Raw genomic sequence first — 14696 nt, 5'->3', positions numbered from 1 at the left:
TCATTAGGGGATGAAAAATAACGCTTATTTAATGGACCCTTGCATGACACCGCGGATAATCCATTTTGCGCAAAGAGATACACAACAACCATTGGCGCTAAGGCCATCAAATACGATGCAAACGCCAAATTGTAGTTTGTACTAAATTCCGTTTGGAAAATATATTGCACGAGCGGTAAAGTCGCGAACTCTGGATCGCTTAAAATGACGAGCGGAAGCATAAAGTCGTTCCACGCCATAAGACAAGTCAAAATACCAACAGTCGCGTTCATTGGTGATAAAATAGGGAAAATCACTTTCCAAAACACTTTCCAAGTACTTGCTCCGTCGATCGTCGCCGCTTCTTCCAACGATTTTGGAATCGATTTAATGTACCCAACGTAGATGAAAACGTTCAAGGCAAGTCCATATACGACATACAGAATCGTTAAACCGATCGGATTATCGATATTCCAAATCGCCGTCTGTTTCACGATCGGAAGCATAATAATCGGAAAAGGTACAAACATCGCACTGACAAAATAATAAAAGAGAAATTTATAGAAACGTTTATGCATATTACGAGCAATCGCATAAGAAACTAATGAGTTCGAAAGCAACGTCAAAGCGACAACAGACACCGTAATCAACACACTGTTTTGCAAGGCACTAAAGAAGTCCGTCATTTCGATTGCATCGATAAAGTTTTGAAAACGCCACTCATCCGGAAGGGAAAGCAAAGGCTCTGACATTTCCTGCGGCGTCTTTAATGCGATCGTAATCGTCAAATAAAGAGGAATAAAAACGAGAATGGTTCCTAAAATGAGCAAGGACGTAACGAGCCAGGTTTTTCTTTCTTTCTGCATTACGCCTCAACCTCCCGTTTTTGCAACACGCGGATTTGAAAAATTGAAATCACAACGATAATGATGAAGTAAATCACCGCATTTGCTGATTGATAAGCAAATTCTCCGCCTTCAAAGCCACCTTTATAAATTAACAACGAAATGGATTCAGTCGCTTGTCCCGGGCCTCCATTGGTCAACGCGACAATTTGGTCGAACGCCATGAGGAAGTTTTTCATCGCCAGCACCATATTAATCGTAAAGAAAGGCGCGATCAGCGGAAACGTAATTTTTATAAACTTCTTCCATGGGTTGGCACCATCAATATCTGCTGCTTCATACACATCATCAGTGATCGTTTGCAGTCCTGCTAAATACAAAATGGTGTTAAAAGCCGTTGCCTGCCAAACTGTCATGATGACGACACCAACCCACGCTGTATCCGGGCTTCCGAGGATATTACTCGTCAACGCTTCAATTCCTAAAGCACCCATAATCTCTGGAAGAAAATGCGTGAAAATGAAATTAAAAATAAAGCCGACGATAAGAATGCTTAAAATATTGGGCAGGAAGTATACCGCCCGCAATGTTTTCTGGAATTTAATATTTGCATTTAGTCCTAAGCGACCGCTAGACTAAAAATATTAACTAAAATCGTTGAAACGACGGCGAATTTAATGGTGAACCAATACGCATTCATCGCTCGTCCGTCTTGAAATACGTTCAAATAATTTTGCAAGCCAACGAAATCCCATTCCCCATATCCTCGCCAGTTTGTAAAGCTGTAGAAGACACCCTGTAAAACGGGATACGTGTGGAATATGAAAAATAAGAGCATCGCCGGCAATGCCATAAGTAAAAAGGAACGGTCACGCGCTTTCATGTTTCTTCCTCCTCTTACCGATTTTGTACTTTATCCCATTCACGATCCATTGTCTTTAAAAAGGCGTCTGGATTTTTTTCAATTAAAAAAGCTTGAATTAAGTTTGGCGCCTGCATGCCACTTGGATAATAATGATCAGGAAAGCTTGCAATCTCGTTTTTCGCGATTTTTTCTTGGAGACCGCTCAGAATTTGGTCTTCCTGGGTAACTCCTTTTAAAGCGGAAAAGGCATATTGTTCTTCAATATAAGTCTGCGCACTCTTCTCTTCCAGCATGAACTCAATAAACTTCCGTGCTTCTTCTGGATGCTCCGAATCCTTTAAGGTTGTCAGCATCACATCAACGCCGGATACGAGCTCATTTTGTTCAGCATCATTCGTTACCGGAAGAGCAAATGTCCCAAGCTCCACATCTGGGTTCACTTTTTTAATTTCAGGAATCGCCCAGTTTCCTTGAAGATAAAAAAGTGACTCTCCATTCGCAAAAGCATTGTTCCCATCGTTATATCCATATTGGAAGTTGTCCTTTAAGCCATAGTCCAACAGCTGTAGCATTTTTTCCGTCACTTCAGGATAATCTTCGGTAAAGCTTGCTTCGCCAATATTTTTCTTCGCTGCGAAATCATCTGGCTGCAAGTTACCACCGACTGCATTCCATGGAATCATGCCTGTCCACGCATCCCTTAAAGTAAAGTAGATCGGCGTCACGCCTGCTTGTTTCGCTGTGTCAAGCGCCGCAATAAACTCATCCCACGTTTCTGGTACATCAAGACCTAATTCCTGCATCAGCTGCGTGTTATAAATCACTGCATTCGCATTTGTTGCATATGGTACACCGTATGTCCCTTCCTTATTTCCTGGGACAAGCTGATCAATCATCTCGACATAGCTCGGCTGCACTTGATCAAGCAAGCCTGTTTCGGAATAATCCAATAACATCTCTGCATCGGCGAGCTCACCGTACAGAGCATTGCCGGCAATAGACAGAATATCGGGCATGTCTTCTTTGACAAGCCTCGTCCGCAGAACAGTTTCTGCAGACGGAGGCGCATAAAATTCAACATTGATATTTGGATTGGCTTCCTCAAATTTGTCGATTAAAGCATCATATGTCGCAATACTTTCCGGTTTATTTGAAAAGAGCTCAAGATGTACTTCTTCACCAGAAGAAGCATTGTCACCGCAGCCAGCCAGGAATAAAACAAGTGCCAAGCTGGCTCCAACACTTTGAGCAATACGCTTCATCCATTTTCACTCCTTATTTCGAGTAAACGTTTACTCTCATTTACTTCACTACAAAAACAGTTGCTTCGTAAGGCTCTAAAGTGACCTTCCCTAAAGCCTCAGATGAAGCAGTGGTTTGCTCTTCACGATTCGTCATTAAAATAGAACCACTCAGACTTTCAAAACCTTGCACGCTCGCAATCTGTTCTTGATTTGTAAAGTTACAAAGGACGAGCAGCTTTTCATCTCCGTAGGTTCTCGTATACGCAAAAATTTCTTCACTATCGTCTAAGACTAAATCGAAAGCACCATAAACGATCACATCATTTGCTTTACGCAACTGAATTAGACGTTGATAATGGTAAAAAATCGATTCCGGATCTTTAAGCGCTTCTTCAGCATTAATGGATGGATAATTTGGGTTAACGCGAAGCCAAGGTGTCCCTGACGTAAATCCACCGTGCTCTTCGGCTGTCCATTGCATCGGTGTTCTTGCATTATCACGACCAACATGATGGATGCTTCTCATGACATCGTCAATAGCATGCCCGTACTTGTTAACCCGTTCATCATACATATTTAAAATTTCAAGATCACGGTAATCGTCAATAGACGAAAAAGCGACGTTTGTCATTCCAAGCTCTTCCCCTTGGTAGATGTAAGGTGTTCCTTTCATCATATGCAAGCAGGTGGCAAGCATCTTCGCCGACTTCTGACGATACGCCTGATCATTTCCGAAACGCGACACGACTCTTGGCTGATCGTGATTATTCCAATACAAGCTGTTCCAGCCTTCATTCTCAAGCGCATATTGCCACTTAGATAAAATCTTTTTCAGGTCGGTCAGCTTCCATTCATTCATCGACCACTTGCCTAATTCGCCGCCACCGAGGTCCATATGTTCAAAATGGAAAACCATATTGAGCTCTTGACGATCTTCAGCCGTATACAGCTTACCTTCCTCAGGTGTAGCCCCTGGCATTTCACCAACTGTTAAAATGTCATATTGCGAAAGCACTTCTTGATTCATCTCGTGTAAAAATTCGTGGACCCGTGGACCATTGATATAATAAGGGCTCCCATTGCCAAATTCTTTGCCTTCCTGTACTTCACCATCAGGATAGCTTTGGTCTTTGGAGATAAAGTTGATGACGTCCATCCGAAAGCCGTCAATACCTTTATCAAGCCACCACTTCATCATTCGGTATACATCTTTACGCATATCTGGATTTTCCCAGTTTAAGTCTGGCTGTTTTTTAGAAAAGATATGCAGAAAATATTCTCCACTCGCTTCATCGTATTCCCACGTCGACCCACTGAAAGCTGATTCCCAGTTTGTCGGAGGCTGTCCATCAACGCCTTCCTTCCAGATGTAATAGTCTCTTTTAGGATGATCTTTTGCCGATTTCGACTCAACAAACCATGCATGCTCATCTGACGTGTGGTTGACGACCAAATCCATCACGATCTTAATCTGCCGCTGATGCGCCTCATCCAGCAAACGATCAAAATCGGCCATCGTCCCGAACTCGGCCATGATCCCGTGATAATCACGAATGTCGTAACCATTATCATCATTTGGAGAATCATACACAGGTGAAAGCCAAATAACGTCAATGCCTAATTTTGCTAAATAATCCAGTTTTTCTATAATGCCTGGAATATCACCAATACCGTCACCATTACTGTCATTAAAGCTACGTGGGTAAATTTGATAAACAACGCTTTCTTTCCACCATTGCTTACTCATATACAATTCCTCCTTTTAATAACGTAAACGTTTACGTTGATTACCTAAAAAACGATTCTCTGAACGTAGATAAGAACGGAATCGTTAGCCCTTATCTAGTTCAGCTTTCTCACAGAATCACGGATAATAAGTTGATGAGGTAAAATAGATGATTCTACATCATGATTTTTTTCATTTCTAACACCATCTCTGTCGCCTTATCGCCCATTCGTTGAAATGGCTGGGAAATGGTTGTTAGCGGTGGCACTGACGTTTCCGCAAGCTTTAAGTTATCATACCCAATGATCGACACATCATTCGGAATCGAAATACCGAGTTTGTATGCAGCAGAGACAGCGCCAACAGCGATCTCATCACTCGCAGCAAAGATCGCAGTAATATCAGGATGACGGTTCATCAGCTTAGGAAAATTGGCTAAGCCATCTTCAAAAGTAAATGATGTAGACGTTTCTACGTAAGAATCTGAATACGATAAACCTGCTTCAAGCAAAGCGCGCTTAAAACCTTCAATTCTTCCCACACCGGCGAGCAACTCCTCTGGATTGCCTGACAGCATACCGACTTTTTCGTGACCACACTCGATTAAATGGCGGGTCGCTGTATACGCGGCATGAGCGTCATCGACCTTAACATAGGGAAGCGGATATTTATACGACTGAGTTAAGATGAGCACGACCGGGACGCCCATGCGTTCAAAGGCTTTATAATAGTCTTCGGTCACTTCTTCACTCACAAAAATAAGACCATCAACTCGTTTTTCGCTCAACACTTGAATGTATCTGAGCGTCTTTTCTGGATTGGCAGCGGTATTACATACAATAACACTGTAGCCTTCCTCGTGAGCACGCGCTTCGATACCAAACAAAATTTCTGCTGACAGCAACCCTGAAACGCTCGGAAATAATACACCGATCGTTCCCGTATTGCGATTGACAAGCCCTCTCGCTACCGCGTTTGGCTGATAACCAAGATCTTCAATTGCTTGAAGGACGCGTGCTTTCGTTTTCTCTGAAAATCCAGGCTGATTATTAAGCACCCTGGAAACGGTTGCAATAGATACCTTGGCCGCTTTAGCCACATCCTGAATCGTCGGATTCATGACTACACCTAGCTTTCTAAAATAACGTAAACGCTTACTACAAAACTATGCTTTTACTATACGCTTGTTTATATTTTCTTGTCAAGAAGGTTTTGCGATCATTAGTGGACAGAATATGACAAAAATAACGTATTTATTCACTGAGCTTCTAAAGCTTGTCTATGAGCATCCAACTAGGCTCATCATGCACTTCCCTTCTTTATTAGAATGACACATTTATGCAGTTTGAAAACGCCTCACCAATCTCTTATATCCCTTTCCAAACGGCAACTCGGGAATTTCAGCAAACTTTTCTCATGCTTTTTCAATTGAGTTATGATAAAATGAATGACAGTCAGTCATATATGAAAGGAGTTGAAACGCATTGACTAAGAAAGAGCAAATCGTCCACGCTGCCATTCAAGTGTTCAGGGAACAAGGCATCGATAAAACCAAGATTTCCGACATTGTTAAAGTTGCAGGTATTGCGCAAGGCACCTTTTATTTATATTTTCCTTCAAAGCTTGCACTTATGCCGGCCATTGCCGAAGTCATGGTCGAAAAAACGATGACTATGGTTAAAGAAAAAGTTGGTGATGACGATGTTTTCCCGAAACAATTAGAGCACTTTGTCGACGCTATCTTTCTCGTCAATGAAGAATATCGCGAGATTCAAGCACTGATCTATTCAGGACTTGCGGCGAGCGAACACATAAAAGAATGGGAAGCCGTTTACGAACCATTTTATAAATGGTTAAGTGAAAAGCTTGCATCTGCGCGTGAAGAAGGCTGGATTAGGCAAACTGTCCAACCGAAACAAACCGCTAAATTAATTATCGGGCTTGTCGAGTCTGCTGCCGAGCAAATCTATTTGTATGACACGAATACTGAGGAAGAGGCACGAATACAAAAAGCACAAGTCAACGAGTTTTTAGCTTACGCGTTAAGTATGCGCTGATCTTAGACAGGTCACGCATTTTTCTACACCAAAATGAATGACAGTCAGTCATAATAAATTGGAGGTATCTATGTTGCGAAAAGCTTGGATATACGTCGCACTCACTAGTTTCTTTGAGCTCGTCTGGATTTTCGGCTTTAATGTCGCCAGTACTTGGTGGCACTGGATTCCTATTATCTTTTTTATTTTCGTTGACTTTTACTTTTTATCTAAAGCATGTGAAGACCTGCCTACTGGCACGGTGTACGCCATTTTTGCAGCCGTCGGTACAGTGGGTACGGCCTTAATGGACGTGTTTATCTTCGGGGAAACGTTAGGCGGCGGAAAAATATTGTTTATCGTCATACTAGTGCTTGGTGTTATAGGTTTAAAACTCGCTGATGGCGTTGAAGAAAAGAAAATGGATCAAAGGATGGGGTAAGCATGGGTTGGTTATTCGTATTTATGGCGGCAGTCAGTGAAATGGTCGGTGTCGTCGGGTTAAAAATGTACAGCCAAAAGAAAAATATCCTCAATGGCGCTTTATACCTTGCCGGATTTGGCTCAGCCTTCGCATTTCTCTACTTGTCCTTTAACTATTTACAAGTGAGCACCGCCTACGCTGTCTGGATCGGTGTAGGAACTGCCGGTGCCGTACTGATCAATATGGTATTTTTTAACGAGTCTAAAAGTGTTGGCCGATTCGCCAGCGTCTTGCTCATTGTCATCGGTGTTGTTGGTTTAAAGGCGCTATCGTAAACAGCTAAAGCGTATACGAAGATCTCTCTCCGTATACGCTGATCTATTAAGAATTCTCTTGACTACGCTCATAAGCTGTTTGGGCAATGTCTAAATACTCTTGTACGCCCATTTGCTCAAGGGTCTTCTTATAATCTTCCCATTGACTGAAATCCTGCTCACCGGTAATGAAAGCGGCTTCCATTTCGTCAACATACGTATTAATATCACTAAGAATGGTGCTGACTTGTTCGTTTTCTTCAACTGTATAGCTTAGAGGCGGTAAAATATCCTCATCTTTGATTCGATATGGCTTGACTTGCTCTGCGTTATTGGCTGAATTCTCTTTGGCTTCAGCACCTTGGAAAAACTCCTCCTTAACAATGCCTGGGTAATACCCTCCTGGCCACGTTAAATATTGACTAACTGCCTGGTCAATATTTAATCCGTCTGGGTTATCGGTAATGGTATCAAGATAGACAAAATTTCCTTCTTCATCTTGTTCATATGTCACACCTTCGAAGCCCATAAAGAACATTTTCGCCCCTTCATCGCCGTAAAATAGTCCATCCACCGCACCATCGCTGCAGGGTTTTTAGCGCGATCTGTCAAAGCAAACATTCCTATATTACCAACCCCGTTTGACACAGTATTAAACGAACGCTCACCGCTTGGTCCTTCAAGTACAGGGACGCCCACGTAGTTATCCAACCCTAATAGTTCAGCCGGGTCAATCGAATTTAATACGCCAAAGTGTCCTTTTGCAGAATCAGCTGTAAATTCGGGTCCGGTCGTCGTAAAGAGGTTTTGGTTTAACAATCCTTCTGTATAAAGCTTATTTAAATACGTGAGCAGTTCTTTATATTCGTCAGTGGCCGGTACGAAGCGAAACTCCTCAGTGCCTTCTTTAAAATCAAGGCTGAGATTCATCGAACCTTGTTTATTTAACCCAAAGCTTCCGCGTAAAAAGTTGATAAATCCATCAATGCCATTTCCACCCCAGGCAATTTCATCTTCTTCCCCATTGCCATTAGGGTCTTCTTCTTTAAACGCTTTTAGCATTTCATAAAACTCATCTGTCGTTTCAGGTGGCTCCAGCCCTAACGTATCAAGCCACTCTTGATTCACCCATGGTGACATCCCGCGCAACGCTTCAAACTCCGGATCGTAAATCGTTGGAAAGCCGTAAATATTTCCATCAGCCATCGTAATTGCTTGCTCGACAGACGGGTACTCATCAAGGATTTTTTGAAAATTGGGCGCATATTCTTCAATATAATCATTTAATGGGAGGAAAATGCCTTGTTGACCATACTTCAGCATATCAGTCCTCGAGAATGCGTTCGCAAATAACACTTCTGGATAATCGCCACTAGAGATCATTAAGTTTCTTTTTTCCGTCAGTGTCTCTGTTTGAACCGTATCCCATGTGATCGAGATGTTCGTCATTTCTTCATATTCATTCCAAAGCATCAAGTCGTTCCAATCTTGTGAAGCAAAAAACTTTGCCGCAAATCCTTCTACTTCAATCGGTTCATCAACGATCGGCATCCCTGTATCATTGACCGGAACAGCAGGCTCGCTTTGAGCCGTTTCTTCTGCATTTGAACACGCCCCAAGCAGCCCGATCACGACGATGACACTAAACATCAGTTTTCCAAAATACATATTTTTCACTAAAATTCCCCCTTTACCCTTTAAGTGAACCAATCATAACGCCTTTAACAAAATATTTTTGCAAAAATGGATACAGCATGAGCATTGGCAAATTCGCCACAATCAAGACCGCATACTTTAACCCTTCCACGCTTAATTGTTGCTGGAGAAAGCTTTCTGTTGTCGTTTGAATCATATCGTCCGTCTGATTTTGGATCAGAATCTGTCTAAGAATCAGCTGAAGCGGAAAATTTTCCTGATCCTGTAAATAAATCAATGCTTGAAAGTACGAATTCCAGTGGCCAACAGCATAGAAGAGCACCATGACTGCAATGACCGGAAGTGATAACGGCAAGACGATACTTCGCAAGATTCGCAAATTTCCACAGCCATCCATCGTAGCTGATTCTTGTAGCTCGTGAGGAATCGACTGAAAAAACGTACGCATAATGATAATGTTCCAAACTGCTACTGCATTCGGAATGATCATGACCCAAAATGTATCAAGCATTCCGAGGTTTTTAATAAGTAAATACGTCGGAATGAGTCCACCACTAAAGAACATCGTGAAGACGATAAATGCCATGATAAAGCCACGTCCTCTTAAATCTCGGCGTGACAGCGGATAAGCCGCAAAAATCGTCATCAACACATTTAAAAAAGTCCCTGCCACTGTATACTTCACAGTATTGACAAACCCGTTGATAATGTCTTCATTCTGAAAAACCTTTTGATAGGAGTCGACATTAAACCCTTTCGGCCAGAGCCACATCTCTCCAGCAATCACGTATTGGGGGTTACTAAATGAAGCGCTCACAACGAAAAGTAACGGATACATGATGACAATCAGAACGATTGTAAGGAGTATATAGTTCATTACGACAAATAGTTTATCGGACTTCGCCTCTTTCATTCGTATCCCTCCTTACCATAAGCTCGTTTCGTTTACTTTTTGGCAATGTGATTCACCATAACAAGCATGATAAAATTGATAATGGAATTAAATAGACCTACTGCTGCTGAAAAACTGTACTGTGCTTCTAAAATACCGCTACGATAGACAAAGGTGGAAATCACGTCCGAAGTCGCCATGTTGAGCGGATTTTGCATGAGAAACACTTTTTCAAAACCTACCGCCATCACTGATCCTGCATTTAAAATGAACAGAATAACGATCGTTGGCATAATGGCCGGAATATTAATATGAATGATTCGTTGGAATCGCGATGCTCCATCTATCATTGCTGCCTCGTGCTGCGCTGGATCGACCGCAGCCAAAGCGGCGATATAAATGATTGAGCTCCAGCCCATCGTTTGCCACACTTCCGAGGACACGTATAACGTTTTAAACCATGCCGGCTCCGAAATAAAATCAACAGGCGTGCCACCGAAAAGACGAATGATCTGATTAATCATGCCGTCTTCTTTCAGAAATAGTAAAAGCATTCCGACAACGACAACCGTCGAAAGAAAGTGAGGTGCATACACAACCGTTTGCACAAATTTCTTATATTTTAGACTTCGAACTTCATTTAACATAAGCGCTAATATGATTGGGACAGGGAATGATACCGCTAACGTATACACACCAATGCCTATTGTATTTCCTATCAAACGCCAGAAATAGTAACTATCAAAAAACCGTTCAAAATGTTTAAAGCCGGCCCATGGACTTCCTAAAATGCCTTGTGAGGCAATATAGTCTTTAAATGCGATCTGTAAACCGTACAAGGGAAAGTAATGAAAAATAAGAAAATAGAGAATCACGGGGGACAACAGCAAGTAAAGATCCCAATTCTTCCATATTGACCTGTACTTTCGCTGTTTTAAACGTCCAAGCAGTGTTTTTTGTTCTCTTAATCGTTCATTCGCCTGCACCTCTTTACTGGCCACATCAACACCCCTTTCTATCCTTTGCACAATACAATGTAATCACTATGTATACACACCTTGACTTATGTTCTCTTCACAACAATCAACTTTAAAATCATTGCGCTGATTTATTTAAACGATTCAATTATAATCCATATCCTCTCAAACACGGCACCTCCTAAACATGTTAAAACTAGAATCGCTATGTGGCATTTTAGAAACCGCTTTCATTTTCAACGGTTTACCTTACAGGAATATACTCCTTCTACCAAATATGTCTTTTTTATCTTAAGATTCTAGTAAAATGAATTATATAAATTTTGTTCTTTTTTGTCAATATTTATGAATTTTAGTTCATGAATATTGACACTTTTCATTCTTGTTTCCTATCATCATCAAAATGAGAAGAAAATTTGTCAGGCTTGTACTTGAGCACATAAATATGAGCTCGCTTCGCATCCATGAATGCTTGATTTTTTCGCATAAAATATGCTTGTTGATTCATGAATGTCATGTATGTTTCTTTTCTACACTTCTTGTTCGATCATTTATTTATGATGCATCACGCGATGTTTCACTTTAAAGATACAAACTCATCTGAAGCGCATGACATGTACAACCAACTCTGCTGTTCAATATTTTTATTCAACATGTGACTCATTTCTGCATCACCGTAATTATTAATTCCTGTTAAGACGGGAATCGTCGTCCGAGGTGAGACGGCTTTTAAAACATCTTGTACAGACACCTTTTCACAATTTAAAAGAAGCCACCCCTTGTAAAGTGGCTTATCATGTTTATTAATCCTCTTCAACGGGATTAATAGCGTTTACAGTCAACCTTATTGATTGTCTTACATTGACTCACCTTTAACGTCTGTTCGAGACGTCTTCGTGACTTTTTCTGTTGTTTTTGTGGAGAGCTTTTTATTCGTATTGCGCCAGAATAGGACAACTCCGGCAATGAAAACAAGCGTCGCAATGAGAAAGACCAGGGAATATACCGAATACTCATAGCTTACTTCGGCCACACCGATTGGCGAGAAGAACGTATAGATGCCAATAATCGCGATTACAATAAGTGCAGCGAAATGTTTGGCATATTTCCACGGTGTTAAATCGACCACTTTGGCATCGAGCATTTCATAGGGTGTTTCTCTTGGCTTCCATCTGCCAACAATGAGCATAATCAGTACATCAAGTGGAAACAAAATCGCAAAAACATAAAGGAAATTGACGTCTGGGATGACAAACTTCGTCAAAGCATAAATGACAATATGTGCAACAACAACAACTTTCGCTGCTAAGGCAGGTACTCTTTTCGTGAAGAATCCGACAATCACCATTGCAAAGATGGGCAAACTATAAAACCCATTCATCTCATTCATGTAATAGAAAAGACCAGACGGCGCAAAAATGATTAAAGGTGCGACAGTCACAGCAACAATTGCCAGAATGGCCGCAAAAATCCTTCCTATTTTCACAAGATCTCTTTCACTCGCATTTGGCTGAAAAATTGGTTTGTAAATATCTAGCGTAAAGAGCGTAATTGAACTATTAAGCATATTATTAAATGAACTCATAATGGCGCCAAACAATACTGCACCTAAAAACCCAGATAAGACCACCGGCATAACATCAACAATCAGTGTCGGGTATGCCTGATCTGCATTGGAAAGACCATCTCCGTACAACAAATAAGCAATAATTCCTGGTACAACGATGAAACTTACACCAAATATTTTAAATAAACCGGCAAACAAAACCCCTTTTTGACCTTCCGCAAGACTCTTCGCTGCCAACGTCCGCTGAATGATCGCCTGGTTTGAGCTCCAATAGAACAAATGGTTAAAGATAATTCCTGTGATTAATATCGACCAAGGTACCGACGATTCATGATTTCCAATCGCGTTTAATTTGGAAGGGTTTTCATTCATGAGCTGACCAACACCTTCAGCTAAGTTACCCCCACCTAACACCATTAGCGCTAAAAAAGGGATCATTAATCCGCCAATGACTAGACCAATGCCATTGATCGTATCACTCATCGCGGTTGCTTTTAAGCCGCCAAGGATTACATATCCAGAGCTTATAAGTCCGATGACGATACAAATGATAAAAACTATGATATACAAGCTCATATCTGTGTGAGCTGAAATACCAAAAATGCGGTCGAGGACAAGCGCCCCTGAATAGAGAACCGTAGGCAAAATGACCGTTCCATACCCTAATAAGAATAATCCAGATACAATTTGTCTTGTCCTGCGATCAAAGCGCTGTTCGAGAAAATCGGGAATCGTCGTGATCCCCAACTTCAAATATCTCGGTAACAGCACCAATGCAAGCACAATGAGGGCAAACGGCGCCGTCGCTTCCCACGCCATGACGACCATTGATTCCCCATACGCTTGTCCGTTTAAACCAACAATTTGTTCCGTCGATAGATTAGTTAAAATCAAGGAGCTGGCAATAACAAGTCCTGTTAAACTTCTTCCACCGAGGAAATAGCCGTCTGAGCTATGTAAATCGGTACCTCTTGTTTTATACCAAGAAAACCACATTACAAATAATGTATAAGCTAAAAACGAAAGAACGATGACCCAAAACATGATACTCCTCCCTAATCCAAAAGATGAAATGGCTTAGATAACCTCTCTAGGTAATACGTCTTTTAACAATTTGGTCGATTTTTTCACAGCCGCTAATGGTGACATAGAGGCATCTTCATCTTCTAAGCTAATGGCACCTTTGTAGCCAATCATTTGAATGGTTGAGAAGAATTCCCCCCACCATTGCGCGTCATGTCCAAATCCTAAAGCGACATAATTCCACGATCTTTCGGCAAAACGATCATTTGTTTTCGTATCGAGCACACCTTGAACATGTGCAACTGCTTTTTCTATCCGCACATCTTTTGCGTGAACATGGTACATTGCATCACCAATTTGTCGCGCAGCCAAAATTGGATCTCCGCCCATCCAGAGTAAATGACTTGGATCAAAGTTCATTCCGATCGTATCACCAACTTCGTCCCTTAATTTAAAGAGTGTCTCTGGATTATGAACCAATTGACTACCATGGTTTTCTAAAGCAATTTGTTCAATCCCGTGGTCATTTGCTCGCTTTACAGCCTTTTCCCAATACGGAAACGCCACTTCATTCCATTGCCAATTTAAAATGTTTTGGTTAATGGTTGGCCAGCAAGTTGTCACCCAATTTGGTGTTTTATCATCAGGTCCGCCCCCTGGAAGCCCTGACATCATCACGACCTTCTTGATTCCTAACAGCTCTGCAAGCTTAAAAGTCTTTTCAACAACTTCCTGATGCCTTACACCTTCTTCATTTGGTGCCAGATGGTTCCCCGAACAATTTAATACTTCCAATGCAAGGCCTGTTCGTTTGATCGCATCCATAAATGCTTGTCTTTTCACTGAGCTTTCTAATAATTCGTCAAGGTCGATATGGGGTGAACTTGACCAATTCCCTGTAGCAATTTCCAGAGACTCATAGCCTAGTGATTTAGAGGTTTCAAGCATTTTTTCAAATGGTAGACACCCTAAAGAATCCGTCATTAAACAAAGTTGCATTGTAAAGGCTCCTTTTTTTTTAATATTTAGCTATTTCTTTTCTGTGATGACTAAAGTCTAGAGTTTTTCGGATAGATCAGGAAGTCTGCACATGCGAATTAAGCGCTTTCAATAATGAAAGAGGTATCCATTAAACTATTGCTAGTATA

At 41.4% G+C, this 14696-nt stretch carries 11 protein-coding genes and 3 pseudogenes; 3 read left to right on the top strand and 11 right to left on the bottom strand.

Annotation, left to right across the window (positions count from 1 at the left end; translation table 11 throughout):
* Positions 1–24: 24 nt before the first annotated feature.
* The 5 genes and pseudogenes from G4V62_RS11585 to G4V62_RS11565 all read right to left on the bottom strand — a co-directional run bounded on the left by G4V62_RS11585 (position 25) and on the right by G4V62_RS11565 (position 5779).
* Positions 25–845 (bottom strand): annotated as a pseudogene (locus tag G4V62_RS11585) (carbohydrate ABC transporter permease).
* Positions 845–1707 (bottom strand): annotated as a pseudogene (locus G4V62_RS11580) (carbohydrate ABC transporter permease). The pseudogenes G4V62_RS11585 and G4V62_RS11580 overlap by 1 nt, the downstream one beginning before the upstream one ends.
* Before the next feature lie 14 nt (positions 1708–1721).
* Positions 1722–2951, bottom strand: a complete 1230-nt coding sequence (locus tag G4V62_RS11575; RefSeq protein ID WP_165202369.1) for an ABC transporter substrate-binding protein — start codon at positions 2949–2951, stop codon at positions 1722–1724.
* A 40-nt stretch (positions 2952–2991) separates the two neighbouring features.
* Positions 2992–4680 carry a glycoside hydrolase family 13 protein gene (locus G4V62_RS11570; protein WP_165202367.1) on the bottom strand — a complete coding sequence of 563 codons (1689 nt, stop codon included), beginning with the start codon at positions 4678–4680 and terminating at the stop codon, positions 2992–2994.
* A gap of 154 nt (positions 4681–4834) precedes the next feature.
* Complete coding sequence (locus tag G4V62_RS11565; protein WP_246218403.1) at positions 4835–5779, bottom strand: LacI family DNA-binding transcriptional regulator; 945 nt, start codon at positions 5777–5779, stop codon at positions 4835–4837.
* Between the two features lie 364 nt (positions 5780–6143).
* Between G4V62_RS11565 and G4V62_RS11560 the strand changes: the two genes are divergently transcribed.
* The 3 genes from G4V62_RS11560 to G4V62_RS11550 all read left to right on the top strand — a co-directional run bounded on the left by G4V62_RS11560 (position 6144) and on the right by G4V62_RS11550 (position 7454).
* A complete protein-coding gene (locus tag G4V62_RS11560) occupies positions 6144–6716 on the top strand; it encodes a TetR family transcriptional regulator (RefSeq protein ID WP_165202365.1) in 573 nt (190 codons plus the stop codon).
* A gap of 70 nt (positions 6717–6786) precedes the next feature.
* Entirely contained in the window at positions 6787–7137 is a 351-nt protein-coding gene (locus tag G4V62_RS11555; protein WP_165202363.1) for a DMT family transporter, read from the top strand.
* A gap of 2 nt (positions 7138–7139) precedes the next feature.
* Entirely contained in the window at positions 7140–7454 is a 315-nt protein-coding gene (locus G4V62_RS11550) for a DMT family transporter (RefSeq protein ID WP_165202361.1), read from the top strand.
* Positions 7455–7500: 46 nt separating this feature from the next.
* Here G4V62_RS11550 and G4V62_RS19910 read toward each other — a convergent pair whose 3' ends face one another.
* The 6 genes and pseudogenes from G4V62_RS19910 to G4V62_RS11525 all read right to left on the bottom strand — a co-directional run bounded on the left by G4V62_RS19910 (position 7501) and on the right by G4V62_RS11525 (position 14547).
* Positions 7501–7947, bottom strand: a complete 447-nt coding sequence (locus G4V62_RS19910) for a type 2 periplasmic-binding domain-containing protein (protein WP_246218402.1) — start codon at positions 7945–7947, stop codon at positions 7501–7503.
* Positions 7944–9101 carry an extracellular solute-binding protein gene (locus G4V62_RS11545; RefSeq protein ID WP_246218407.1) on the bottom strand — a complete coding sequence of 386 codons (1158 nt, stop codon included), beginning with the start codon at positions 9099–9101 and terminating at the stop codon, positions 7944–7946. The genes G4V62_RS19910 and G4V62_RS11545 overlap by 4 nt, the downstream gene beginning before the upstream one ends.
* Positions 9102–9123: 22 nt before the next feature.
* On the bottom strand, positions 9124–10002 hold the full coding sequence (locus G4V62_RS11540) for a carbohydrate ABC transporter permease (protein WP_165202359.1): 879 nt from the start codon (positions 10000–10002) through the stop codon (positions 9124–9126).
* A gap of 12 nt (positions 10003–10014) precedes the next feature.
* A pseudogene (locus G4V62_RS11535) lies at positions 10015–10931 on the bottom strand (ABC transporter permease).
* 883 nt (positions 10932–11814) lie between these two features.
* Positions 11815–13569 (bottom strand): solute:sodium symporter family transporter, encoded by a 1755-nt coding sequence (locus G4V62_RS11530; protein ID WP_165202355.1) that lies wholly within the window; start codon positions 13567–13569, stop codon positions 11815–11817.
* A 33-nt stretch (positions 13570–13602) separates the two neighbouring features.
* Positions 13603–14547 (bottom strand): sugar phosphate isomerase/epimerase family protein, encoded by a 945-nt coding sequence (locus G4V62_RS11525; RefSeq protein WP_165202353.1) that lies wholly within the window; start codon positions 14545–14547, stop codon positions 13603–13605.
* Positions 14548–14696: the final 149 nt, after the last annotated feature.

The sequence above is a fragment of the Litoribacterium kuwaitense genome (assembly GCF_011058155.1).
Classification (GTDB): Bacteria; Bacillota; Bacilli; order Bacillales; family DSM-28697; genus Litoribacterium; species Litoribacterium kuwaitense.
Note: the sequence above shows the minus strand (reverse complement) of the source record. Positions and strands in the feature narration are given on the sequence as shown.

Bases quoted from the DNA above. Each gene is read 5' to 3' on its own strand.
- G4V62_RS11575 (WP_165202369.1), bottom strand. From the start codon at position 2,951: ATGAAGCGTATTGCTCAAAGTGTTGGAGCCAGCTTGGCACTTGTTTTA.
- G4V62_RS11570 (WP_165202367.1), bottom strand. From the start codon at position 4,680: ATGAGTAAGCAATGGTGGAAAGAAAGCGTTGTTTATCAAATTTACCCA.
- G4V62_RS11565 (WP_246218403.1), bottom strand. From the start codon at position 5,779: ATGAATCCGACGATTCAGGATGTGGCTAAAGCGGCCAAGGTATCTATT.
- G4V62_RS11555 (WP_165202363.1), top strand. From the start codon at position 6,787: ATGTTGCGAAAAGCTTGGATATACGTCGCACTCACTAGTTTCTTTGAG.
- G4V62_RS11550 (WP_165202361.1), top strand. From the start codon at position 7,140: ATGGGTTGGTTATTCGTATTTATGGCGGCAGTCAGTGAAATGGTCGGT.
- G4V62_RS11545 (WP_246218407.1), bottom strand. From the start codon at position 9,101: ATGTATTTTGGAAAACTGATGTTTAGTGTCATCGTCGTGATCGGGCTG.
- G4V62_RS11540 (WP_165202359.1), bottom strand. From the start codon at position 10,002: ATGAAAGAGGCGAAGTCCGATAAACTATTTGTCGTAATGAACTATATA.
- G4V62_RS11530 (WP_165202355.1), bottom strand. From the start codon at position 13,569: ATGTTTTGGGTCATCGTTCTTTCGTTTTTAGCTTATACATTATTTGTA.
- G4V62_RS11525 (WP_165202353.1), bottom strand. From the start codon at position 14,547: ATGCAACTTTGTTTAATGACGGATTCTTTAGGGTGTCTACCATTTGAA.